This window comes from Roseinatronobacter domitianus, assembly GCF_023336755.1.
GTDB classification, from domain to species: Bacteria; Pseudomonadota; Alphaproteobacteria; order Rhodobacterales; family Rhodobacteraceae; genus Roseinatronobacter; species Roseinatronobacter domitianus.
On sequence record NZ_JALZWP010000004.1, the window covers coordinates 118,208 to 142,455 of the forward strand.

The 24,248-nt window shown below is 62.6% G+C and carries 20 protein-coding genes; 14 read left to right on the forward strand and 6 right to left on the reverse strand.

The window, feature by feature from the left end:
* The first annotated feature begins 64 nt into the window (after positions 1 to 64).
* From M3N55_RS06020 to M3N55_RS06055, 8 genes are all read left to right on the forward strand, one after another.
* Positions 65 to 1,765 carry a heparinase II/III family protein gene (locus M3N55_RS06020; protein WP_249057404.1) on the forward strand — a complete coding sequence of 567 codons (1,701 nt, stop codon included), beginning with the start codon at positions 65 to 67 and terminating at the stop codon, positions 1,763 to 1,765.
* A gap of 21 nt (positions 1,766 to 1,786) precedes the next feature.
* Positions 1,787 to 3,376, forward strand: coding sequence for a bifunctional phosphoribosylaminoimidazolecarboxamide formyltransferase/IMP cyclohydrolase (gene purH, locus M3N55_RS06025; protein ID WP_249057406.1), 1,590 nt, complete (start codon positions 1,787 to 1,789; stop codon positions 3,374 to 3,376).
* A gap of 9 nt (positions 3,377 to 3,385) precedes the next feature.
* Positions 3,386 to 3,865 carry a signal peptidase II gene (gene lspA, locus M3N55_RS06030; RefSeq protein WP_249057408.1) on the forward strand — a complete coding sequence of 160 codons (480 nt, stop codon included), beginning with the start codon at positions 3,386 to 3,388 and terminating at the stop codon, positions 3,863 to 3,865.
* 74 nt (positions 3,866 to 3,939) lie between these two features.
* Positions 3,940 to 4,473, forward strand: coding sequence for a DUF3035 domain-containing protein (locus M3N55_RS06035; protein WP_249057410.1), 534 nt, complete (start codon positions 3,940 to 3,942; stop codon positions 4,471 to 4,473).
* A gap of 81 nt (positions 4,474 to 4,554) precedes the next feature.
* Positions 4,555 to 5,883, forward strand: a complete 1,329-nt coding sequence (locus M3N55_RS06040) for a M16 family metallopeptidase (RefSeq protein WP_249057412.1) — start codon at positions 4,555 to 4,557, stop codon at positions 5,881 to 5,883.
* The gene (locus M3N55_RS06045) at positions 5,880 to 7,178 is read left to right on the forward strand and encodes a M16 family metallopeptidase (protein WP_249057582.1); all 1,299 of its coding nucleotides are present in this window, start codon (positions 5,880 to 5,882) and stop codon (positions 7,176 to 7,178) included. The genes M3N55_RS06040 and M3N55_RS06045 overlap by 4 nt, the downstream gene beginning before the upstream one ends.
* Positions 7,179 to 7,217: 39 nt before the next feature.
* A complete protein-coding gene (gene mutL / locus M3N55_RS06050) occupies positions 7,218 to 9,047 on the forward strand; it encodes a DNA mismatch repair endonuclease MutL (RefSeq protein ID WP_249057414.1) in 1,830 nt (609 codons plus the stop codon).
* Positions 9,044 to 10,105, forward strand: coding sequence for a DNA recombination protein RmuC (locus M3N55_RS06055; RefSeq protein ID WP_249057419.1), 1,062 nt, complete (start codon positions 9,044 to 9,046; stop codon positions 10,103 to 10,105). The genes mutL and M3N55_RS06055 overlap by 4 nt, the downstream gene beginning before the upstream one ends.
* On the opposite strand, the gene M3N55_RS06060 is transcribed toward M3N55_RS06055, so the two are convergent.
* The 3 genes from M3N55_RS06060 to M3N55_RS06070 are packed head-to-tail and all read right to left on the reverse strand — an operon-like array spanning position 10,102 to position 12,634.
* On the reverse strand, positions 10,102 to 10,869 hold the full coding sequence (locus M3N55_RS06060) for a LamB/YcsF family protein (RefSeq protein ID WP_249057421.1): 768 nt from the start codon (positions 10,867 to 10,869) through the stop codon (positions 10,102 to 10,104). The two genes, M3N55_RS06055 and M3N55_RS06060, sit on opposite strands and share 4 nt — an antisense overlap.
* Positions 10,866 to 11,882, reverse strand: coding sequence for a 5-oxoprolinase subunit C family protein (locus M3N55_RS06065; RefSeq protein WP_249057423.1), 1,017 nt, complete (start codon positions 11,880 to 11,882; stop codon positions 10,866 to 10,868). Before M3N55_RS06065 ends, M3N55_RS06060 begins: the two co-directional genes overlap by 4 nt.
* A complete protein-coding gene (locus M3N55_RS06070; RefSeq protein WP_249057424.1) occupies positions 11,879 to 12,634 on the reverse strand; it encodes a 5-oxoprolinase subunit B family protein in 756 nt (251 codons plus the stop codon). The genes M3N55_RS06065 and M3N55_RS06070 overlap by 4 nt, the downstream gene beginning before the upstream one ends.
* A 145-nt stretch (positions 12,635 to 12,779) precedes the next feature.
* On the opposite strand from M3N55_RS06070, the gene M3N55_RS06075 reads away from it, so the two are divergent.
* From M3N55_RS06075 to M3N55_RS06095, 5 genes are all read left to right on the forward strand, one after another.
* Entirely contained in the window at positions 12,780 to 13,751 is a 972-nt protein-coding gene (locus M3N55_RS06075) for a TRAP transporter substrate-binding protein (RefSeq protein WP_249057426.1), read from the forward strand.
* 49 nt (positions 13,752 to 13,800) lie between these two features.
* Positions 13,801 to 14,358, forward strand: coding sequence for a TRAP transporter small permease (locus M3N55_RS06080; protein ID WP_249057428.1), 558 nt, complete (start codon positions 13,801 to 13,803; stop codon positions 14,356 to 14,358).
* A 1-nt stretch (position 14,359) separates the two neighbouring features.
* On the forward strand, positions 14,360 to 15,664 hold the full coding sequence (locus M3N55_RS06085) for a TRAP transporter large permease (protein ID WP_249057430.1): 1,305 nt from the start codon (positions 14,360 to 14,362) through the stop codon (positions 15,662 to 15,664).
* Positions 15,634 to 16,185, forward strand: coding sequence for a winged helix DNA-binding protein (locus M3N55_RS06090; RefSeq protein ID WP_249057432.1), 552 nt, complete (start codon positions 15,634 to 15,636; stop codon positions 16,183 to 16,185). The genes M3N55_RS06085 and M3N55_RS06090 overlap by 31 nt, the downstream gene beginning before the upstream one ends.
* Positions 16,186 to 16,254: 69 nt before the next feature.
* Positions 16,255 to 17,004 carry a tellurite resistance TerB family protein gene (locus M3N55_RS06095; RefSeq protein WP_249057434.1) on the forward strand — a complete coding sequence of 250 codons (750 nt, stop codon included), beginning with the start codon at positions 16,255 to 16,257 and terminating at the stop codon, positions 17,002 to 17,004.
* A 138-nt stretch (positions 17,005 to 17,142) separates the two neighbouring features.
* Here the strand turns inward: M3N55_RS06095 and M3N55_RS06100 are convergent, their stop codons facing one another.
* The 3 genes from M3N55_RS06100 to M3N55_RS06110 form a co-directional block, all read right to left on the reverse strand.
* Complete coding sequence (locus tag M3N55_RS06100) at positions 17,143 to 18,600, reverse strand: hypothetical protein (protein WP_249057436.1); 1,458 nt, start codon at positions 18,598 to 18,600, stop codon at positions 17,143 to 17,145.
* 208 nt (positions 18,601 to 18,808) lie between these two features.
* Complete coding sequence (locus M3N55_RS06105) at positions 18,809 to 22,255, reverse strand: pyruvate carboxylase (RefSeq protein ID WP_249057438.1); 3,447 nt, start codon at positions 22,253 to 22,255, stop codon at positions 18,809 to 18,811.
* 87 nt (positions 22,256 to 22,342) lie between these two features.
* Positions 22,343 to 23,515, reverse strand: a complete 1,173-nt coding sequence (locus tag M3N55_RS06110) for an alpha-hydroxy acid oxidase (protein WP_428982618.1) — start codon at positions 23,513 to 23,515, stop codon at positions 22,343 to 22,345.
* Between the two features lie 204 nt (positions 23,516 to 23,719).
* Between M3N55_RS06110 and M3N55_RS06115 the strand changes: the two genes are divergently transcribed.
* Positions 23,720 to 24,187, forward strand: a complete 468-nt coding sequence (locus tag M3N55_RS06115; RefSeq protein ID WP_249057440.1) for a hypothetical protein — start codon at positions 23,720 to 23,722, stop codon at positions 24,185 to 24,187.
* The last annotated feature ends 61 nt before the right edge of the window (positions 24,188 to 24,248 follow it).

The following is a 24,248-nucleotide window of genomic DNA, read 5'->3' on the forward strand; positions in this document are numbered from 1 at the left end:
CACGACAAAGGGCATGGCACAGGTGAGCAGGCCAGCGTCATCAGGAACAGAGCGCGTCAGCGCCATGGACGGTCTGACTGCGCGCTGGCTGGCGCGGGTGCGCGCGCCTGTGGCGATCACCTCGCAGCCAGAACCGCGCAGCTTGGGCCTTTATGCTCGCGGCCAACAAATGCTGGCGGGGAATTTTCTTGTCGCCGGTGAACTGCTGACCGGCCAAGGGACCGTTCCTTTCGACGCAAACACACCCGAAGCCGTGGACGATCTGCAAGGCTTCGAATGGCTGGACCATCTGGCGGCTGTCGGCGACCGGCCCGCGCGCGCATTAGCGCAAGCGGGCCTGCGCGACTGGTCGCGCCGGTTCGGGCGCGGCCGTGGACCGGGCTGGGCACCGGGGATCGCAGGGCGCCGCCTGATCCGCTTGCTAAGCCATGCCGTGCTTTTGATGCAGGGCATGGATGGAAGCGAACAGGCGGGGTTTTTGCGCCTGCTGGCGCATCACGCCGCTTTCTTGCGCAAACGCGCCGGCCATGCTGCCCCCGGTCTGCCCCGGATAGAAGCGCGCACCGGGCTGCTGTATGCCGCGCTTGCGCTCGAAGGCTGGCAGGATCGCGCGCCGGGCATCGTGACCGCGCTGACCCGCGATTGCGCCGCACAGATCGGGCCAGATGGCGCAATAGCCACGCGCAACCCCGAGGAATTGCTGAATGTCTTCGAATGCCTTGGCTGGGCGGGGCAATTGCTGGCCGAAAACGAGCAACCCATCCCCGATGCATTGGGGGATGTGATGGCATGCATGGCTGGGGCGTTGCGCGCGCTGCGCCATGCCGATGGTGGGTTGGCGCGCTTTCATGGTGGCGGGCGCGGGCGTGACGGCGTGTTGGCCGCAGCCCTCGCCGCGCATGACGCGCTGTCAAACCTGCCTCCGACCCCGCCCCCTGACAAAGTGATGGGCTATATCCGGCTGGCCGCCGGGCGTAGCAGCGTCATCGTCGATGCCGCACCACCGCCGTTGCAAAGCGCACCCGGCCGCGCCCATGCCGCGACCCTGGCCTTCGAGCTGACCTCGAACCGTCGCCCGCTGATCGTGTCTTGCGGGGATGGGCGCAGTTTTGGCCCTGAATGGCACCGTGCCAGCCGCGCAACCGCCAGCCATTCCACGCTGGCGCTGGACGGGTATTCCTCGTCGCGGTTCAGCACGCCGGGCGGACACCGACTGGACCTGACGGACGGGCCGCGCCATGTCGGGCTGGAATTTCGCCACACGCCCTATGCACGCGCCGCCGCGCTGTCGCATGATGGATACGGCGAAAGCCACGGTCTGGAACATCTGCGCTATCTGGACCTGTCGAAAGACGGGCGCGTGTTGTCGGGCGAGGATATGCTGATCGCCACGGGCCGCGCCGCCCAGAAACGCTTTGACGAGGTGCGCGGGCGTCTGGGTGGAACAATCCCCTACGCGCTGCGCTTTCATCTGCACCCAGAGGTCGACGCCTCGCTGGACATGAACGGGACTGCCGTCTCTTTGACCCTGCGCTCTGGCGAGATATGGGTCTTGCGCGCCGAGGGCGCCGCGCTGTCTTTGGCCCCGTCGGTTTATCTGGAAAAAGGCCGCATCAAGCCGCGTGCGGCGCAACAGATCGTGTTGTCCTTGGCCGCAACAAGCTATACCAGCCAGACCAACTGGACATTGGCCAAGGCGCATGACACGCCGACCGCCTTGCGCGACCATGCGCAGGACGACATCTTGGCCGTGCCGGACCTGTGATGTTGTATAAGGACTGCCCCGATGACCGACCTTGTTCCGCTGAAACGCGCGCTGATTTCCGTCTCTGACAAGACCGGGCTGATCGACCTTGCCAAGGCGCTTGCTGCGCGCAAGGTGGAACTTGTCTCCACCGGTGGCACGGCGCGGGCATTGCGCGAAGCGGGTCTGGCGGTGCAGGACGTGTCGGACCTGACCGGCTTTCCCGAAATGATGGATGGTCGCGTGAAAACCCTGCACCCGATGGTGCATGGCGGGCTTCTGGCGCTGCGTGACAACGAAGAACATCTGGGGTCGATGACCGCGCATGGCATCAAGGCGATCGACCTGTTGGTGGTGAACCTTTACCCGTTTGAAGACACCGTTGCGCGCGGTGCGGATTATGCCGAAGCGGTCGAGAATATCGACATCGGCGGCCCTGCGATGATTCGCGCCGCGGCCAAGAACCACGGGTTTGTCAGCGTTGTGACCGACCCCGAAGACTATATTCCGCTGCTGTCGGAACTGGACGCGCAAGAAGGCCGCACACGCCTGAGCTTCCGCCAGACGCTGGCGCAGCGTGCCTATGCCCGCACCGCAGCCTATGATGCGGCAGTGTCCACATGGATGGCGGGCGCAATCAATGACCCCGCCCCGCGCCGCCGCGCCTTTGCTGGCACTTTGGCCCAAACCCTGCGTTATGGGGAAAACCCCCACCAGTCGGCGGCGTTTTACCGCGATGGCAGCGACCGTCCCGGCGTTGCCACGGCAACCCAGCATCAAGGCAAGGACCTGAGCTACAACAACATCAACGACACCGATGCCGCGTTCGAACTGGTCTCGGAATTCCTGCCCGCCGATGGCCCGGCCTGCGCGATCATCAAGCACGCCAACCCCTGCGGCGTGGCCCGTGGGGCCACGTTGGCCGAAGCGTATAACCGCGCCTATGATTGCGACCGCATATCGGCCTTTGGCGGGATCATCGCGCTGAATACGCGGCTGGATCTGGACACCGCCAAGGCCATCACCGGCATTTTCACCGAGGTCGTCATTGCGCCCGGCGCCGATGACGATGCGATTGCCCATTTCGCCACCAAGAAAAACCTGCGCCTGCTGACCACCAAGGGGCTGGCCAACACCGCGGCGGCTGGTCTGACCTTCAAGCAGGTGTCGGGCGGGTTTCTGGTGCAGGACCGCGACAATGGCATGATCGAGCCGGACGATCTGCGCGTCGTCACCAAACGCGCGCCGTCGGCTGCCGAACTCGCCGATATGCTGTTCGCATGGCGCATCGCCAAGCATGTCAAATCGAACGCGATCATTTACGTCAAGGACCAAGCCACCGTGGGCGTGGGTGCGGGCCAGATGAGCCGGGTCGATTCGACCCGCATCGCCGCGCGCAAATCGCAGGACATGGCCGAAGTGCTGGGGCTGGACGCGCCCCTGACCCAAGGTTCTGTCGTGGCGTCCGACGCGTTCTTTCCCTTCGCCGATGGGCTGCTGACCGCCGCAGAGGCCGGCGCGACCGCACTCATACAACCCGGCGGGTCCATGCGCGATGACGAAGTGATCGCCGCCGCTGATGCTGCCGGGCTGGCCATGGTCTTTACCGGCCAGCGCCATTTCCGGCACTAGGGGGGCGCTATGAAACCCATGATCGGCACCGGCACGCTCATTCTGGCCGCAGATCAGGCGAGCAAATGGTATGTGCTGGGACCGCTGGCGCTGGACCAGCGCCTTTTCGTGCCGGTTCTGGACCCGTATGTCAGCTTTGTGATGGCATGGAATACCGGCATTAATTTTGGCCTCTTCGGCTCTGACGCGCGCTGGATGCCCTGGGTTCTGGTTGCCGTGGCGCTTGGCATCTGTGCCTTTGTCGTTATCTGGCTGATCCGCGAAGGCGCGCCACGCGGCATGCAAATCGCTGCCGGCCTTTTGGTCGGCGGGGCCATCGGCAATGTGATCGACCGCATCCGCTTTGGCGCAGTCGCGGATTTCCTGAACGTCACTTGTTGCGGGTTCAGAAATCCGTATGCTTTCAATGTTGCGGATATCTCGATTTTTCTGGGCGCGGCGCTGTTGATCCTGCTGTCAGGACCGCAGAAGGACGCCGCAGACAAATAGCGAAACGCAGGGGCGTGACGTCAGCGCAACGATGCGCTAAACATGTTGAAGATAGGGCGTTTGGGGAAATGACGATGGCACTCCGGCAAGGGATATTCGCGATTGCGGGCTGCGCGATTCTGGCGCTTGGGGCCTGCTCCGACACGGATCAACCCATGCTGATGCATGCCGCAGCGCAAGACAATGAGCCCGACGAATTCGGCATTCTGCCCACCAAGCCGTTGGAAATGCCCGACAGCCTGAGCGAATTGCCTGCCCCGAACCCCAACGGCACGAACCGGGTAGATCCGCAGCCACGCGCAGACATTGCCCGCGCTTTGGGTGGCAACCCCGCGCGCGCCGTGTCCGGCGGCGGTGTCGATGGCGGCATCGTGAATTACGCGGGCCGCTTTGGGCGCAATGACGGGATTCGCGCCCAACTTGCTGCCGAAGACCTGCAATTCCGCCGTGACAATAACGGGCGATTCTTGGAACGGCTCTTCTCGGTGAATGTCTACCACAACGCCTATGAACGCATGTGGCTGGATAAATACACCGAACTGCAACGCTGGCGCCGTGCTGGCGTGCAGACCCCCAGTGCTCCGCCCGAGGGGCAGCAGGCCGAATAAACCCGCTCTCACGTTCGCGTATCCGGGCTTGAATGCGGATAAATCCGCAGTAGCTTTGACGCAGACACAAGAGGAGCGGAAATGCGCAGTTTCATTGCAGCGATTGGTGTTGTTCTGACGGCTTTCGCCGCGCAGGCCAGCACTGTCACACAAGGCACGCTTGAAAACGGCATGGATGTTGTCGTGATAGAGGATCGCCGCGCCCCGGTTGTGGTGCATATGGTCTGGTATCGCGTCGGTGCGGCGGATGAACCCGCCCTGAAATCCGGCATCGCGCATTTTCTGGAACACCTGATGTTCAAGGGTACGGATGATCTGGCACCGGGCGAGTTTTCGGCCGTCGTAGAAGCCAATGGTGGGCGTGATAACGCTTTTACATCATGGGATTATACCGGATACTTCCAGCGTGTCGCCTCTGATCGGCTGGGTCTGATGATGCAGATGGAAGCAGACCGCATGACAGACCTTCTGCTATCAGAAGAGGAATGGCGGCCCGAGCGCGATGTCATCCTGAACGAACGCGGGCAGGTGGTCGAAAGTCAGCCGGGTCGTGTGTTCAACGAAGCGATGCTCGCCGCGCTTTACAAAGCCCACCCCTACGGCACCCCGATCATTGGGTGGCGGCACGAGATGGAAACGCTGAATGGCGATGATGCCAAAGCGTTCTATCGTCAGCATTACGCGCCGAATAACGCAATTCTGGTTGTCGCGGGGGATGTCGATTTCGCAGAGGCAATGGAGCTTGCCCGCACCCATTACGGTCCGATCCCGGAAAACCCCGATGTGACAACCCGCGCCCGCCCGATGGAGCCGCCGCATGTCGCCGAACGCCGTTTAACCATGAAAGATGCCCGCGTCGGCACGCCCTATGTCAGCCGGATGTATCTGGCACCCACCCGCCACGAGAGCGAACAGGCCGCCGCGCTGCAGATGCTTGCGGCCCTGCTGGGTGGTAGCGCGACCACCTCGGTTCTGGAACGAAAGTTGAATTTTGAACAGGGCGTGGCGCTGTCGGCTTGGGCCAATTATAGCGGGATGGCCCGCGATTATGGCATGTTCAGCCTTGGTATTGCTCCTGTAGAGGGTGTATCTCTGGAAGATGCAGAAGCCGCCCTCGATGCCGCGATTGTTGAATTTGTGCAAGAGGGTGTGGATCCCGAGCAGTTCGACCGCGTGCGTCGTCAGATCCGGGCCTCGGAAATCTACGCGCTCGACAACGTGCAGGGCCGCGCGCGCCAATACGGCGTTGGCCTGTCAATCGGCTTGGCTATCGAAGATATCGACGGTTGGATTGACGCTCTCGACGCAGTGACACCCGAGCAAGTCATGGAAGCGGCCAACATTTTATTGGACCGCAGCAGCGCCGTGACAGGCTACCTGACCCAACCGGACACAGAGGCGGTGAACTGATGCGGCTTATCCTTGCTTTCCTGCTGCTGTTCGCAACGCCCTTGCGCGCAGAAATAGACATTACACCCGTCACCAGCCCCGGCGGTCTAGAGGCCTGGCTGGTCGAGGAACGGTCGATTCCCTTCGTTGCGATTGACTTGATCTTCGAAGGCGGTGCGACGCTGGATGCGGATGAGAGCCTTGGCGCAGTCGCATTCATGACCGCGCTGCTGAATGAGGGCGCGGGCGCGTTGGATGCGCAGGGCTTTGCCATCCGCGCCGAGGAATTGGCCGCGCGTATCAGCTTCGACTCCGGGCGCGACACGGTCAGCGTCTCGGTCCAGTTCTTGACCGAAACGGCCGAGGAAACCATCGCGCTGTTGAACAGCGCCTTGACCCAGCCGCGCTTCGACGAGGATGCAGTGGAACGGGTGCGCGCCCAACTGATCGCCAGTTTGCGCCGCGACGCGCTGGACCCGAACACGATCGCCAGTCGCGCCTTTGCCGAGGCCGCGTATCCTGGTCATCCCTATGCCCGCCCGTCAGAGGGCACGCCCGAAAGCATCGCCGCGATAACCCGCGACGACCTGCGGAGCGCGCACCGGGCCGCCATTGCCCGCGACCGCGTGCATATAGGGGTGGCGGGCGACATTGACGCCGCAACGCTTGGACCTTTGCTGGACGCCCTGTTTGAAGACGTCCCGGAAAACACCGCAACCCTGCCCGAACGCGCCAGCTTTGCCGCCGAATCGGGCGTCACTCAGGTGCCATTTGACGGCCCGCAATCGGTCATTGCATTCGGTCATCGCGGCATACCGCGCGACGACCCCGACTTCCTGACCGCCTTCGTGGTCAATGAAATCGTCGGGGGGGGACGGTTTGGAACGCGGTTAATGCGTGAATTGCGCGAGAAGCGCGGGCTGACCTATGGGGTTGGCGCGTTCCTTGCCTCCGGGCTTCTTGGCGAAAGCTATCAGGGGCGGCTATCTGCCAGCAATGCCGATGCGGCCGAGGTAATCGCGTTGATCCGCGCCGAGTGGGAAAAGCTGGTTGCCGGGGGCGTGACCACAGACGAACTGAACCGCATCCAGACTTACTTGACCGGTGCCTACCCGCTGCGCTTTGACGGAAATGGCGCGATTGCGGGCATCATGGCGTCGATGCAGTTTCAGGGGTTTGGCATTGATTATGTCAATATTCGCAACGACAAAATTGAGGCCGTAACGCTGGAAGAGGCCAATGAAATTGCCCGGCGCCTCTACCGCCCCGATAGCCTGCGTTTCATTATCGTCGGGCAACCCGAGGGCATAAACTAGGCTTGGCAGCGCTTCCGATGGCGTGCTATATGCTGTGGGATGAACCGTCCTGACCGCAATATACGGCCTGAAATCCGCCAGTTGGATGAAGCCTCCGTGAATCGTATCGCGGCGGGCGAGGTGGTCGAGCGCCCGGCCTCTGCCGTAAAAGAGCTGGTAGAAAACGCGCTGGATGCCGGGGCAACGCGGGTTGATGTGGCCTATGCCGAGGGCGGCAAGACCTTGATCCGAGTGCGCGACGATGGCTGCGGCATGGCAGGCGATGACCTGCCACTTGCACTTTCACGACATGCGACCAGTAAAATAGACGGGTCTGACCTTCTGAACATACACTCTTTCGGCTTTCGGGGCGAAGCTCTGCCCTCTTTGGGGGCCGTGGGCCGCTTGCGGATTGTCAGCCGCATGGCCGGGGCCGAGGGGATGGCAATCATGGTCGACGGGGGGCGCATGACCGCGCCCCGGCCCGAAGCCGCACAATTCGGGACATTGGTGGAACTGCGTGACCTGTTCCATGCCACCCCTGCCCGGCTGAAATTCATGCGCTCTGACAGGGCCGAAGCGCAAGCCATTGCCGACACGGTCAAACGGTTGGCCATGGCCGAGCCTTATGTCAGCTTTACCCTGTCGGATATCTCGCAAGGCGATACGCGAGAGATCTTGCGTCTGGATGCAGCCCAAGGTGCGCTGTTCGATGCGTTGGAAGAGCGTCTTGCCGCCATTCTGGGCCGGGACTTTACCGAGAACGCCCTGCGCGTAGAGGCCGAGCGCGAAGGGCTGCGCCTGACGGGGTTTGCCGCCCTGCCAACCTATTCGCGCGGTGCCGCCGTGGCGCAATACATGTTCGTCAATGGCCGCCCGGTGCGCGACAAGATGCTGTTGGGCGCATTGCGCGCAGCATATATGGATGTGCTGTCACGCGACCGCCACCCGGTGGCGGCGCTCTTCATCGGCTGCACCCCCGAACTGGTGGATGTCAATGTCCACCCGGCGAAATCCGAAGTGCGGTTCCGCGATCCGGGCCTGGCGCGGGGGCTGGTCGTCAGTGGGTTGCGTCATGCACTGGCCGGCGCGGGGCATAGGGCCAGCAGCACCAATACCGGGGCGATGTTGGGCGCGTTTCAGCCCACGCCCCCGGCCCGGTCCTACCAGATGGACCGCCCCTCCGGCGCGGCACGCGTCGCCGCATACCAGTTGCAAGCGCCACAGGGCATGTCCGAAAGCGCCGGGTTCTGGGATGCAGGCGCGACCATGGCCGCGCGCAGCGACACCGCACCGGAAGCGCCGGTCGATGCACCGCTTGGTGCAGCCCGCGCGCAACTGCATGAAAACTACATCGTGGCTCAGACCGAACGCGGCATTGTCATTGTCGATCAGCATGCGGCGCATGAACGGCTTGTCTATGAAAAGCTGAAACGCCTGAGGGCGGAAAACGGCGTGCCATCACAGGCGCTTCTGATCCCCGAAATTGTGGAATTATCTGCCGGAGAGGCCGCCGCGGTGCTGGACATCGCGCCGCAACTGGCAGCCCTTGGGCTGGTGCTGGAACCCTTTGGCGGCGGCGCAATCGTGCTGCGCGAAACGCCTGCCCTGCTGGGCAATGTCGATGCCCGTGCCCTGATCCGCGACATTCTGGATGAATTGGCCGATCAAGGCGCGTCTGCCGGGTTGGAGGCACGCATCGACGCGGTGCTGTCGCGCATGGCTTGCCACGGATCGGTGCGGTCCGGTCGCCAGATGCGCCCCGAGGAGATGAACGCGCTGCTGCGTGAGATGGAAGCGACGCCGCTTTCGGGCCAGTGCAACCACGGTCGGCCCACCTATGTGGAGCTGTCATTGGCCGATATCGAAAAGCTGTTCGGGCGGCGATGAGCTTTGACCCACAGACTTGGCCGGTCGACCCGTGGCTGGCGGCGCTTGCGCTGCTGGGCGTTCTCGTGCTGTGGCGTGTGGCCCGCGTGATGGGCGATCTGACCGCGCGCCTTTCGGCGCTGGATACGCGGCTGACACATTTGGCGGATACGCAAAATCAGCTTTCCGGCGGGCTAAGCCAAGTTGCACAGGGGCAAGCGCAGACTGTCGGTCTGGTCGAATCGCGGCTGGCCGACCTTGGGCGCTATATGGGGCAATCGCTGGCCGGGTCCGCCGAGAGCACGGCTGCCAGCGTGGGCGCGCTGCGCGAACGGTTGCAGGTGATCGACGCAGCACAGGCCAAGATAGAGGCGCTGTCGTCAAACGTGCTGGGCTTGCAGGATATCCTGTCGAACAAGCAAGCGCGCGGCGCATTCGGCGAGGTTCAGCTTGAAGCGCTGTTGTCGGACGCATTGCCGCCAGATGCGTTCAGCCTGCAAGCGACTTTGTCGAACGGACGGCGGGTCGATGCACTGATCCGGATGCCGCAGCCCATCGGGGTGGATGCGAAATTCCCGCTCGAAGCCTATCGCATGCTGATCGCGGCACCGGATGACTCGGCGCGCACGGCCGCGCGGCGCGCGCTGGCGCAGGCTTTGCGAGCGCATATTCGCGCGATTTCCGAACGCTACATCCTGCCCGGCGAAACCGCCGAAGGGGCGCTGATGTTCCTGCCTTCGGAAGCGGTCTATGCCGAGATGCACGCCTCTTTGCCCGAAGTGGTCCGCGAGGCTTTCGCTGCCCGTGTCTGGATCGTGTCGCCCACCACGCTTATGGCCACACTCATCACCCTGCGCGCCACGCTGAAAGACACCCGGTTGCGCGCCGAAGCGCAGGCCGTGCGCCGCGAAATTGCGCTGATGGCCACCGATGCAGAACGGTTGGGCGCGCGCGTGGCCAAGCTGGAACAGCATATCCAGCAGGTGCAGGGCGACCTGGGCGATATTCGCATTTCCGCCGATAAAATCACCCGGCGCGGGGCGCGGCTGGACAGTTTCGATTTCGCGCAAGGCGGTTAGCGCGCCCCCTCGAATTGCGCCAGTGTCACGCCCGCCTCTTGCAGGGAGTCGCGCAGTTTACGCGCGGCGATCACGGCTGATGGGCCATCGCCATGCAGGCAGATCGTGTCAATGCGCGCAGGCAGATGGATGCCCTGTGCGGTGATGATCGCTTCCGCCTGCAACATGGCCAGGATGCGCGCCGCCATCTCATCGGCGTCATGCAAAAGCGCGCCGGGCAAGCGGCGGTCCATCAGCAGCCCGTCCTCGGTATAGGCGCGGTCGGCAAAGATTTCGCGGGCGATGCGCGCATCAAGCTCGCGCGCCGCGCGCTCTTGCGCCGTACCGACAAGGACCACGATGATGATGTCTGGGTCAACCATCAGCGCGCCTTGGTAGCAGGCCCGCGCCAGTGCTTCATCCTCGGCCGCCATATTGGCCAACGCGCCATGCAGTTTCAGGTGCCGGACATGTCCGCCTGCCGCACGCGCCATGGCTTGGGCCGCCCCAAACTGGTAAATGGTCAGGTTGCGCGCGGCATCCTGCGATATCTCCATGCGCCGCCGCCCGAAGCCTTGCAGGTCCGAGAAGCCCGGATGCGCCCCGATACCCACGCCGTTCTTGACCGCCAGCGCCATTGCGCCCGCCATTACATCCGGGTCCCCCGCGTGAAGGCCACAGGCAATATTGGCAGAGGTAATGATGTCCAGAAGCGCGCTATCTGCACCCATTGGCCATGGTCCAAAGCTCTCGCCCATATCGGCATTCAAATCGACACGCATCATGCGCTCTCCCTTTCCAGTTCGTCGCCTGCGGTGACACCGCTGACAAGTTGATAGCTTAGCAGATCTGGCATGTCTCGCGGGTCGCGCAGCAGCGCTTGCAGATTGCGCGACAGCCCGGCACGGCGCGCGACCTCTGCGCGTTCCAGCGCGGCCCCGTCTTCGAGCGTGACAAACCGCAGTTGAAACAGGCTGCCCGGCCCCGCGCGCAGCAGCTTGGGCAGATCACAGGGCAGAACCGTCCCGATCCGTGGATAACCGCCCGTGGTCTGACACTCGGAGAGCAGCACATAGGGCATACCATCGCCAGTGATCTGAATATCGCCCGGCACGATGGTTTCCGACAAGATGCTCAGGCCCTCGGCGGTGGCGAAACCTTCGCCATCGGGGACCAGCCGTTGCCCCATGCGGTTGCCGCGCGCGTCCTTGGTGAAGCGCGTTGCTTCCAGCCGGTCAAGCGCGTCCTGCCCAAACAGCGCGGTTTGCAGGCTTGGGACAAGACGCAGGGTCGTATCCATGACCGCGTTTGGCAGGCACATGCCGGTGCGGTGGCCACGGTCGCCGCCAACCGCGATCGTGTCACCCGCCTGCACCGCGCGGCCAATGCCGGCGGCCAGATGGGCACTGGCCGCGCCCAGGCGTTCGGCCGGTTCCAAGCCGCCGCCGAGGTGCAGGTAGCCAAAGCCCCCGCGCAAGGGGCTTATCTCCAGCCGGGCACCTTGGGGCAGCGCATGGCTTGCGCCCCAAACCAGCGGCGTGCCGTCCAGCGTAGCGCGCATATCTGCACCGGTCAGAGCCACGCGCATATCCTGCGATGCACTCAGCGCGACCGCGCCACCCGCCAGTTCCAGCACCGCGCAAGTGTCGGGCTGGCCCAGCAGCGCGGCACCTTCGGCGAGGGCCAACAAATCCACCGCCCCCCCCCGCGATAAGCCCTGTGCCAAGAACCCCGTGCGGCCCTTGTCTTGCACCGTTACGCCGGGTGATGCGGTGTGGATGTTCAAGGCGCGGGTCATGTCAGCGCCTCTGCGAAAGCACCGCCATCAGGGGCCGCGCGAAGGCGGTCCAGATCTTCGGCGGGATGGAACAAGACTTCGTCGCCGGGTCGCAGCAAGAACGGGTCCGCCGCATCTGGTCGAAACAGGCGCAAACCGGTTTGCCCGATATGCCGCCAGCCGGTCGGTGTGCCCACCGAAAACACGATAAGCTGCCGGATCGCAACCACCAGCGCGCCTTGCGGCACCAAGGGCGTAAGCCCGGTTTGCCGGGGAATATTCCAGTTTTCGGGCAGTTGGCCCAGATACGGCTGGCCGGGTGCAAAGCCAATGGTCTGCACCCGCACCGGGGATGCGCAAAGCGTGGCGATCGCGTCGCGCTTGGATTGTCCGGCCAGCTTTGCCGCCTCTGCCAGTTGCGGGCCGTTATCGCCGCCGAACACAACAGGCACGCGCCACAGCCGCCGTCCGTCCGGCAAGGGTGCGTCATACCAGTCGCGGCTGGCCAGCAGGGTCGTCAGCCGCGCACGCAAGCTGTCATGGTCGCAAGCCGCCAGATCAAACCGCAAAAACGCCGAGACAAGCGAGGTGGCGCATTCGGCAACGCCGGGCCAGCTTTCACGCTCCAATGCCGCGCGAAAGGCCAGAGCCGCCCGATTCGCCCGCTCGTCGAGCCCGTCTGCAAAGCTGACCAGAAACCCATCCACACCCACGGTGCGGATGGCTGGGAAGCTTGCCTTTGCAGGGCTGTCAGTCTGGGTCATGGCCGTCATGGCATCGTCCTTATGCCTGATTTCTTGGCAATTTCGAAGCAATTGCTCATCTCATATCAAAAACGTTGACAAAATGTCGATGTATTGTCAACGTTATATCACGCAGTCATCCAGAACTGTCACCATCCATAACAGGGGGTCCATTATGACCATTCGTTTCACCACCGCCGCCGCGTTTTTCGCATTGGCCACCGCACCCGCACTTGCCCAATCCGCGTGGGACATGCCGACACCTTATGGCGATAGCGTCTTCCACACGCAAAATATCATGACCTTTGCCGATGATGTGCGCGAGAGCACGGGCGGCAGCGTCGATATTACCGTTCATTCCGCAGGCTCGCTATTTGCGCATGGCCAGATCAAGGATTCTGTGCGCCGCGGGCTGGCGCCGATTGGCGAAATCCTGATGTCGCAGCTTGTGAATGAAAACCCGGTTTTCGGGGCCGACAGTATTCCGTTTCTGGCCGCCAGCTATGATGATGCAAGCGCGCTTTGGGATGCCTCACGCGAGGATGTCGCAGAGGCTTTGGCCGACCAAGGTCTGACGCTTCTGTTTGCTGTGCCCTGGCCCGGCCAGTCGCTTTACCTGCGCGAGGCTGTGACCGACCCCGCGCAACTGCAAGGCGTCAGCTTCCGCGCCTATAACAACGCTACCGAACGCATGGCGCAACTGCTGGACATGGTGCCGACGCAGGTCGAAGCGGGCGACATTCCGACCGCCTTCAGCACCGGGCGGATTGCGGGCATGATTACTTCGCCCTCGACCGGGGTGTCGTCGCAGGCATGGGATTATACGACCCATTACATCGACACGCAGGCTTGGTTGCCCAAGAACATGGTCTTCGTGAACAGCAGCGCCCTTGAAGCCCTGTCCGACGAAGAGCAGGCCGCCATCCTTGCCGCCGCCGAGGCAGCAGAGGCGCGCGGCTGGGACATGTCCGCCGCAGAGACCGCAGACAAGATCGCCGCACTGGAAGCGGGCGGCATGACGGTGATGCAGCCGTCCGATGCGCTGTCGGAAAAACTGGCCGAAGTTGGCGAGGTGATGGTGTCGGAATGGCTGGAAACGGCAGGCGATGCCGGGGCTGCGATCCTGACACGCTACCAAGGCGAATAAGCCAATACGGGCAGGGCCACACGCCCTGCCCTTTTTCATGGGGGCTGCGATGTTGCGCCGAGTGCTTGACCATATCTACAACGCGGCCCTTGGGGCTGCGTGTCTGGCCATGATCGCCATCGCGGTGCTGGTCTTTGTGCAAATCATCGGTCGCATCATCGACCGCGCGCTGATCCTGTCGGGCGTGGACCCGCTGGGGCTGGCCATCCCATCATTGTCAGACTTCGGCGGATTCCTGTTCGTGGCTGCGGCTACGCTTGCTTTGCCCGCGACCTTGCGCGCGGCAGGGCATGTGCGGGTCACATTGGCGCTGGCCCTATTCGGCCCGCGCGCCGGTCGGGTGCTGACCCTTGCGGTCCTGGTCATTGCCTTGGGGCTGGCCGGATTCGCCGCATGGCATTCGGGCGTGCAGATGTGGGATTCGCTCAGCTTTAACACCGTCTCTTTCGGGATGGTGAAGGTGCCTTTGTGGATACCACAAGCGGTGATGACGACCGGCTTTGCCCTGCTGGCATTGGCGGTGCTGGACGAATTGATGATCGCACTGCAAGGCCAGTCCCCCGCCTTCCGACTGGCGGAAACCAAGCGCAGCGAAGGGGGGCACTGACATGGACATCCTGACGCTGTCGATCATCCTTGTGGTCGTGCTGTTCGGATTGCTTCTGTCGGGCCTGTGGGTTGGGTTCTCGCTTATGGCCGTGGCGCTTGTGGCGATGGAACTGACCCGCCCCGGCCTTGCAGGCGCGGTATTCGCCACCAAAGTCTGGGGGTCACTGAACATCTGGGATCTGACAGCACTTCCGATGTTCATCTGGATGGGCGAAATCCTCTTCCGCTCGCGCCTGTCTTCGGACTTGTTTCGCGGCTTGGCACCCTTCACGCGCCGCCTGCCCGGCGGGTTGCTGCACGCCAATATCCTGGGCTGCGCGCTGTTTGCCGCCGTTTCCGGGTCATCCGCCGCGACCACCGCCACGGTGGGCCGCATGTCGCTGCCGGAACTGAAAGCGCGCGGCTATGATGCGAATATCGCCATTGGCACGCTGGCGGGTGCGGGGACGTTCGGCTTTTTGATCCCGCCATCGATTATCCTGATCGTCTATGGCGCGGCAACGGAACAATCCATTGCGCGGCTGTTTCTGGCGGGTGTGCTGCCGGGGCTGATGCTGGCCGCGCTATTCGCGGGTTATGTCATGATCTGGGCGCTGATGAACCGTGACCGGATGCCCGCCCCCGACCCCGCGCCCACATGGGCCGAACGCTGGGACGCGATCCGCGCTTTAGGACCGACTGTGGCGCTGATCGTCGCCGTGATCGGGTCGATCTATGCGGGGCTAGCCAGCCCCACAGAGGCGGCGGTGATCGGAGTTGTCGGCGCGCTGCTGATTTCCGGCCTGTCGGGCGGCTTGGACATGGCCAGCGCGAAAGCCAGCATAACCGGGGCCGCGATTACCACCTGCATGATCGCCTTCATCCTTGCGGGCGCGTCGTTCCTGACAGTGGCCATGGGCTACACGGGCATTCCGCGCCAATTGGCGGCATGGATCGGCGAACAAGGCTATTCCCAATTCGCGCTGCTGGCGGCGCTTTTGGTGTTCTTCATCGTGCTGGGGTTCTTCCTTGACGGCATTTCCATTGTCGTGCTGACCACATCCGTGATCCTGCCCATGGTCATGGCCGCTGGGATTGACCCGATCTGGTTCGGCGTATTCCTTGTGCTGGTGGTGGAAATGAGCCAGATCACCCCGCCCGTGGGCTTCAACCTGTTCGTGTTGCAATCCATCACCGGGCGCGGCATCTTTCAGATCGCCCGCATGGCACTGCCATTTTTCCTGATACTGGTGCTTGCGACTGCCATTTTGTCCATATTTCCGGAGATTGCCCTGTGGCTGCCGAACACGATGCTAAACCGATAAACCGCGTTGAGATTCCAGATATTGGCCCGGTGGTCAGTTCCGCGCATCTGGCTAATTCGTCGCTGCCGGCGCTGTCAGAGGTGGAATTTGCCCTGACAATGGCGAATAACGCCTATCACCGCTGGATGATGCGTTGCATGACCGCTGCGGGGTTGCCGGGGCTGTCACCGCTGGAAATATTGATCGTGCATCTGGTCAACCACCGCGACCGCGCGAAAACGCTGGCCGATATCTGCCTTGTGCTGAATGTGGAAGATACGCATCTGGCCAATTACGCCATCAAGAAACTGGACGGGCACGGGCTGGTGCAGGTGGGGCGCAACGGCAAGGAAAAGACCATTGCCATCACCGAAAAAGGTGCTGCACTGTGCACACGCTACGGCGAAATCCGCGAGGCACTGGTGGTGCGCGCGGCACGCCAGTTGGGCCATGACCCGGCCGATATAAGCCGCGTCGCAGCGCTGTTGCGCACGCTGTCGGGGGCCTATGACCAAGCGGCGCGGGCAGCAGCCGCGTTATAGCGCATAATGGCTTGAACCTGCGCGCGGGCTTCCCATTTATGAAGGGTCATTCATGAAAAGGGCTTGCCGATGTTCGATGCAAAACGACTTCTTGATCAAGTGATGGGGGCAGCCCAAAGCGGCAATCTCGGCCAACTTGGCGCGCAGCTTGGGGGCGGTCAGCCGCAAACCGGAACACAGACCGGCGCACAGGGCCAGGGCGGCATGAATGCCGGTCAACTAGCCACGGGTGCTTTGGCAGGCGGTGTTCTGGGGCTTCTGGTCGGCAACAAGAAAACCCGCAAGATGCTGGGCAAAGGTGCTGGCACCGCGCTGAAAGTGGGCGGCTTGGCGGCTATCGCCGCTGTCGCTTACACCGCCTATCAGCGCCGCAATCCGGCAGCACACGCCCCGGCGGCACCACAGCAACCTATGCAACTTGCACCAGAGCAAAGCAGTTTTGCCCCCGCGCAGGTCGCAGGCGGGGAAGGCAACCTGGCAGAGGGTGTTTTGGTCGCGATGATACAGGGTGCCAAGGCCGATGGGCACATTGACGGTCATGAGCACCAGCGCATTTTCGCGCAGCTTGGCCAAATGGGTCTGGACCCGGACGGCAAAGCCTTCGTCATCGACGAATTGGCGCATCCCGTCGACATGGCGCGGGTGACACGTTACGCGACCAGCCCCGAGGTTGCCGCCGAGCTTTATGCGGCCTCGTTGATGGCAATGGACCCCGATTTGCCCTCCGAGCGGGAGTATCTGGACAATCTGGCCCGCGCATTGGGGATAGATGCCGGATTGGCAAGGGAACTGGAAAACGCGGTCGCTGAAGCGCGGTAAACCAAGTTAAGCGTGGCCCGGCCATGCCTATGCCAACCCATTAGAGGATGTCGGGTAAAAGCGGTTCCCGATTTTGCCCGACATGCGACCCTAAAAGGCTAGAGTGCGTCGTGTGAATTCCAAGGCACGCGACACGCTCTAGCGGGTGCTGAAGGGAATTTTCAGACCAAGCGTGGCAATATTGCTGTCCAACCCGTTGCCGCGCACGGCCCGCATCTTGCCAAGGCCAAGCGACAGAGCAACGCGGTCTGTTATGCTGTAGTCGATCTCTGCACGCAGGCTGCCGACAATACCGCCCGCGACATTGACGCCACCGCCCCCGGCGGCCCCGATATGCCCTTCGAGAGAGACAGCCCAGCGCGGGCTGATATCGACCTGGTAGCCCAGCCCCAACAGCCCCACCGCATAGCCCGCGATCCCGCCATGTAGCGCCGTCTGGCCATTGCCCGAAACATACAGGTTCTCGCCAAGGAAATAGTCGAAAGAGCTTTCCTGCATGACAACGAAACTGGCGGTATTGGCGTTGAGGAAATAGTTGCCGCCAGTCTGCTGCACCGAAATGCCGCCACTAAAGGCCCAGCGATTGGGTCGTTCGCCCAAACCGGCATCGCCGCGCGTGCGGGCGAAATTGCGCAGGATGGACAGAGACACGCCCGCCGCGCGGAAATCACCCGTGGGCGCGATCAGCCCGCCGACCGCGAGTTGCGCGTCAAGTTCGCGAGTGACAGGCAGGCTGACCCCTGCCACCGCCTCTAGCAATGGTCCGGCGCCCGTGTCGACCTCTCCGCCGCCACCAAATCCGACACCGCCTTCAACGAACAGTGTGGCTGGCCCAAGTGCGAAATTGCGGCGCAGCCCGGCCATGACCTGCATATATCCCTGCGCCCCAGAGGCCGCCCCCGCCGCGCCCAAGCTGAGTTGCGTGTTCCGGCCAAGCCCGAACAGCGCGCGCGCGCCCACAAGCGCCACGCGGTCTTGCGGCTGGCCTGCGCGGTTCAGAACGCCACTTGGCGCGACCATACCCGTAATCGTGCCACCGGCGGCATCAAGCTGGGCATCCCAGCCACCCGGTGCCTGTTTGCCGATCTGACGGCGCAGGCCGACCCCAAAGGCCGGGCCGTCAATCGGCGCACCGTCAATGCTTATCCAAGACCCGGTCAACTGCACCGCCCAAGAATCGGCAATCTGGTAATCCAACGCCAGACCGGCCCGGATCATGGTGCCATCGCCAATAACCTGCGCCGCGCCGCCGCCGCCGCCAATAAACCCGGAGGCCGAGAGCGACAGACCCTTGGACAAGGGCATGCGCGCCACACCCTCGAACCCCCAGAAGAACGCGCCGCCCGCATCGCCCTGAACCGCCGAGTAAAAACTTTGCCCAAAACTCAGATTGTCGGTGAATTGATACCCGACATAGATGCGGTTCAACCCTTCGATCAGGGTTTGCGGCGAAGACAACTGCTCGAACCCGGTCTCAAAACTCAGGGTCTGTGCCGCAACAGGCTGCGTGGCGATACCAGCGCAAAAGGCTGTTGCCAGCGCCAAGATCCGGCCTTGGCGTTTTCCAATGGCGCGCTTCGGGAATTGGGACGTCATGAGCGTTCCTCAAGTTACGGTAATGACGAGTCGGCGGTAATGCAGCAGCCGAACACCAACGTGCATAAAGCACCATTGCGCTTTGGCCTAGCCCTGCACCGCCGGTTTCTGGAAACTGCGCTCAGATTCCACGGCTACGGGCGAAATTCACGCAAAAGCCCCGCGCGACCGGCTGGCCACGCGGGGCGTGTTTCGGCCAACGGGGGGCTTAGTCCTCGAACTCTATCAGCAGGTCCTTGGCTTCGATCTGCGCTCCGGGCTGGACATGGACGGCCTTTACCACCGCGTCACGGTCGGCATGCAAGCCGGTTTCCATCTTCATGGCCTCGATCGTCAGCAGCAGGTCGCCTGCCTTGACCGTCGCGCCGGCCTTGGCGGCCACAGTGGCAACAGCACCCGGCATGGGCGCACCGATATGGGCCGGGTTAGACGCATCAGCCTTAAGCCGTTGCGCGGTCTTGGCGGCAACTTCGCGGTTGGCGATACGCACCGAACGGGGCTGACCGTTCAACTCGAAGAACACTTTCACCTCGCCATCATCACCGGTTTCGCCAACAGTGATAAGCCGGATTTCCAGCGTCTTGCCGGGGTCGATCTCTGCCGAGATTTCCTCGCCCGGTTCCATCCCGTAGAAGAAGGTCCGCGTTGGCAAGGTCCGCACCGGACCATAGATGCGGTGGCGCCCCATGTAATCCAGGAACACCTTGGGATACATCAGGTAGCCGTTCAGATCTTCATCATCGATCTTGAAGCCATCAAGGTCTTCGATCAGCTTGGCGCGCACCGCTTCCAGATCAACCGGGTCCAGATGTTTGCCGGGACGGTCGGTGAACGGCGTGTCGTCTTTCAGCACCTTGCGTTGCAGCGCCGCTGGCCAGCCGCCGGGCGGTTGGCCAAGATTGCCCTTCATCATGTCCACAACGGAATCCGGGAAGCTGACATCCTTGGACGGGCTTTCGACGTCGTCGCGCTTCAGACCCTGCGACACCATCATCAGCGCCATGTCGCCCACCACTTTCGACGAGGGCGTGACCTTGACGATATCGCCAAACATCTTGTTCACATCGGCATAGGTCTGGGCGACCTCGGGCCAGCGTTCTTCCAGCCCAAGGCTGCGCGCTTGCGCTTTCAGGTTGGTAAACTGACCACCGGGCATTTCGTGCAAATACACCTCGGAGGACGGCGCCTGCTGTGCGCTCTCGAATGCGGCATATTGCAGGCGAACCTGCTCCCAGTAATCCGAAATCTGCCGGATCGCGCCCATGTCAAGGCCCGTGTCGCGCTCGGTAAAGCGCAGAGCTTCGACGATGGACCCAAGTGTCGGCTGGCTGGTATTGCCCGAAAACGCATCCATCGCGGCATCTGCGGCATCGACCCCGGCTTCAGCGGCGGCCAGAATGGTTGCGCCCGCAATGCCCCCGGTGTCATGCGTGTGGAAATGGATGGGCAGGCCCACCTCTTCCTTCAGCGCCTTGATAAGAATGCGCGCACTGGCGGGTTTCAACAGCCCGGCCATGTCCTTTACGCCCAGCACATGCGCGCCTGCGTCGCGCAACTCCTTGCCCATCTGGACATAGTATTTCAGGTCGTATTTGGCACGGTCAGGGTTCAGGATGTCGCCGGTATAGCAGACGGTGCCTTCGCAGACCTTGTTTGCCTCTATCACGGCATCCATGGCAACGCGCATGTTTTCAACCCAGTTCAGGCTGTCGAACACGCGGAACACATCGACCCCGCTGGTTGCGGCTTGCTTGACGAACGCCTGCACCACGTTGTCGGGGTAATTGGTATAACCCACCCCGTTCGAGGCGCGCAGCAACATCTGTGTCATCAGATTGGGCATTGCCGCGCGCAGGTCGCGCAGGCGCTGCCACGGGCATTCCTGCAAGAAGCGATAGGCCACATCGAACGTCGCGCCGCCCCAGCATTCCATGCTGAACAGACCCGGCATCATCTGGGCATAAGAGGGGGCCACGCGGATCATGTCGATAGAGCGCATGCGCGTGGCCAGCAGCGACTGGTGCCCGTCGCGCATGGTGGTGTCGGTCAGCAGCAGTTTCTTCTGCGCCGCCATCCAGTCGGCCACGGCCTGCGGGCCTTGCTCGTCCAGAATCTGGCGGGTGCCGCGCGGCGGCGCTTCCGTCGAAACCTTGGGCGCGACCGGGTCTTTCAGCCCGGCAGGTGGCCGCGCACGACCAGCCGTTTCGGGGTGCCCGTTGACAGTGATATCCGCAACATAGGTCAAGATTTTGGTTGCCCGGTCACGGCGCTTGCGGAAGTTGAACAGCTCATCCGTGGTGTCGATGAACTTGGTCGTGTAAGTGTCATCCAGAAAGGTCGGGTGTTTCAGCAGGTTCTCGACAAAGGCGATATTGGTGCTGACGCCACGAATACGGAATTCGCGCAAGGCCCGGTCCATCCGCGCGATCGATTCCTTCGGCGTTGGCGCCCAAGCCGTGATCTTGACCAAAAGCGAGTCGTAATAGCGCGTAATCACGCCCCCCGCATAGGCGGTGCCGCCGTCCAGACGAATGCCCATGCCCGTGGCAGAGCGGTAGGCGGTCAGGCGGCCATAATCGGGGATGAAGTTGTTCAGCGGGTCTTCGGTCGTGACGCGGCATTGCAGCGCGTGGCCCGACAGCGTCACGTCACCTTGGCTGGGGGTGCCGGTGGCGTCGGACAGATGCGCCCCTTCGGCAATGCGGATCTGCGCTTTCACAATGTCGATGCCGGTCACTTCTTCGGTGACGGTATGTTCAACCTGAACGCGGGGATTCACTTCGATGAAATAGAATTTCTCATCATCCATATCCATCAGGAACTCGACGGTGCCTGCGTTCTGATAGCCCACGGCGCGGCCAATCTTCAGGCCCAGCTCGCAGACTTCGGCGCGTTGGGCTTCGGTCAGATACGGCGCTGGCGCGCGTTCAACGACCTTCTGGTTGCGGCGCTGCACGGTGCAGTCACGTTCATACAGATGATACAGGTTGCCATGCGTATCGCCCAGCAACTGCACTTCGACGTGGCGCGCGCGCTGGATCATCTTTTCCAGGTAGCCTTCGCCATTTCCGAATGCGGCCTCTGCCTCGCGGCGACCTTCACGGACCTTGGTCTCGACCTCATCCTCGGACAGGATGGGACGCATCCCGCGCCCGCCGCCGCCATGGCTGGCTTTCAGCATCAGCGGAAAGCCCACCTCGCGTGCCATGCGGCGCACCTTGTCCATATCGTCATCCAGCACTTCGGTGGCGGGAATGACCGGCACACCGGCCTTTATGGCAACATGGCGGGCGCTGGCCTTGTCACCGAGCGCGCGCATGGTTTCCGCTTTCGGCCCGATAAAGGTGATCCCGTTGGCCACGCAAGCATCTATCAGGTTGGGGTTTTCCGACAGCAGACCATAGCCCGGATGCACCGCATCGGCGCCGCTGGCCTTGGCAACCCGAATGATCTCTTCAATTGACAGATACGCCGCGACCGGCCCCATCCCCTCGCCAATGCGGTAGGCTTCGTCCGCCTTGAAGCGGTGCAGCCCCAATTTGTCTTCTTCAGCATAAACCGCGACGGTGCGTTTGCCCAACTCGTTGGCAGCACGCATGATGCGAATTGCGATTTCACCACGGTTGGCGACGAGGATTTTCTTGAAGTCGGCCATTTCGGTCCTTTCCGGAGAGGTATGGCTAATTTTATTGCGTGTATTAGACAGATTATTGCGCGCAGGTAAAGCGGCTGTGAGGTTCCGTTACATTTCGTCGCGCCTGTTATTGCTTTGTGCAAGCTGGCTTGCGACCTGTTCGGGACGGGTCGCGCCCATCTGCACCATATTGGCGATCAGATCGTCATGCAGGATCGTTGCCAAATGATCGGCTCCCCGCTCTCCAAGCGCGCCTAGTGCATAATGCCAGCCGCGCCCCAGCATGGTGAAACTCGCGCCACAGGCCAGCGCGCGCAGCACATCAAGGCCAGATTCCACGCCGCCATCGTAGATCAGCGGCATATCCGGCCCAAGCGCCGCGCGTATGTCGCGCAGCGCATCCAGCGATGCAGGCGCCCCGTCGAATTGCCGCCCGCCATGGTTCGACACCCAGATCGCATCGGCACCCGCATTGCGCAGGCGCTGCGCATCGGCCGGGTCCATCACGCCCTTAATGACCAACGGCCCCTCCCACAGGTCGCGCACCGCGCGGACATACTCCCAATCTGGGGCGGCGCGCAGCAAATAGCCCGGATGCGCTGTGGACGGTGCATTGCCGTCCAGCTTAAGATACTCTTCCATCAACCGCAGACGTGGCGTGCCTGCGCGCAAGGTTCCCAGCGCCCAAGCCGGACGCTGCGCTACCTGCAACAGCATGGACGGCGTCAGCTTGGGGGGAATAGCCAGTTGCGCGCGCAACTGGCGTTCGCGCCGCGAGGGGCCGGGCAGATCGACCGTCAGCACCAGCACCCGAAAGCCCGCGTTTCGCGCGCGGGTCAGAATATCGGCGCGGATGCCTGGGTCTTTCGGCGGGTAAAGCTGGAACCACCCCATATCGCCTGCAACAGGCCCGATGGTTTCGGGCGTTTGCGTGGCAACCGTGCTAAGCGTGTAGGGAATGCGCCGCGCTTGCGCCATGCGCGCCAAGGCAGCTTCGGCCCCCGGCCAGATCAACCCCGACATGCCAACCGGGGCCACGCCTACGGGCATAGCGTAGTCAATTCCAAGAAGATGGGTGGTCAGGTCCGGCGCGATCGGACCGCGCAGGATGGCGGGGCGGAACAGCACCCGCTCCAATGCCGCACGGTTTCGAGGCTTCACAGACTCGCTGCCCGTCGCGCTGTCCAGATACTCCCACACAAACCACGGCACGCGCGCTTTGCAGGCCGCTTTGAGGTCGGACAGTGCCGGGAATCTTAGGGTCGGGTCCATGGGGCGCATAAAACGCGGGGAACGGCGAATTGTAAACCGGGACAGTTGCGGCCTGTCGCGGCACAGCGCATGCAGCGCCGTTAACACGCCCTGATGTCGCGCGATTATCCGCTCTGCCTCATACGACGTGCTAACCATGTGTCCCGGCTTTTCTTGATCCCGGCAACAGCACGCGTTAACCTTTTGTTAACCTTTGTTAACGAAAGCGACCCGATGGGCGAAGTCGAACTTGCCGCGCTGCTCTGCGCCTTCCTTGGCGGCAGCGAAGCCGAAACACGCCAGTATTTCGATACATATGAGATGAAACGTCATGTCCGGGTGGATTGCGAAACCGACCGACATGTGATCGAGATCGCGCTTGATGGCACATCTTCTGCACGTGACAGCGTGCATCAGGCACTTTTCGCGGCGCATCTGACTGGCAAAGACCCCGCTGTCATCATGATTGACCGTGACGGATTTGTCGGCCGTTTCGAATATGAGATGCGCCCGGTCACGCAGGCCGCCGGTGTGGCCTATATCCGTTGCGCCCAAAATGTGATCCTGCGTTGGGCGGCAACGTCTGGCTTGCGTGACACGCCACGCGATCTGCGGATGGATGACATCCCAACGGCCGGAAACAGTGCAGCCCTTTGCGATCTGCGGGCACTTGGTGCAGAGAGCAGCGCGACACTGTTCTAGGATCATGCGAATTCTCTGGAACAATCCTTGAACATTGGGTTTAATTCCAGTCGCCACCGCG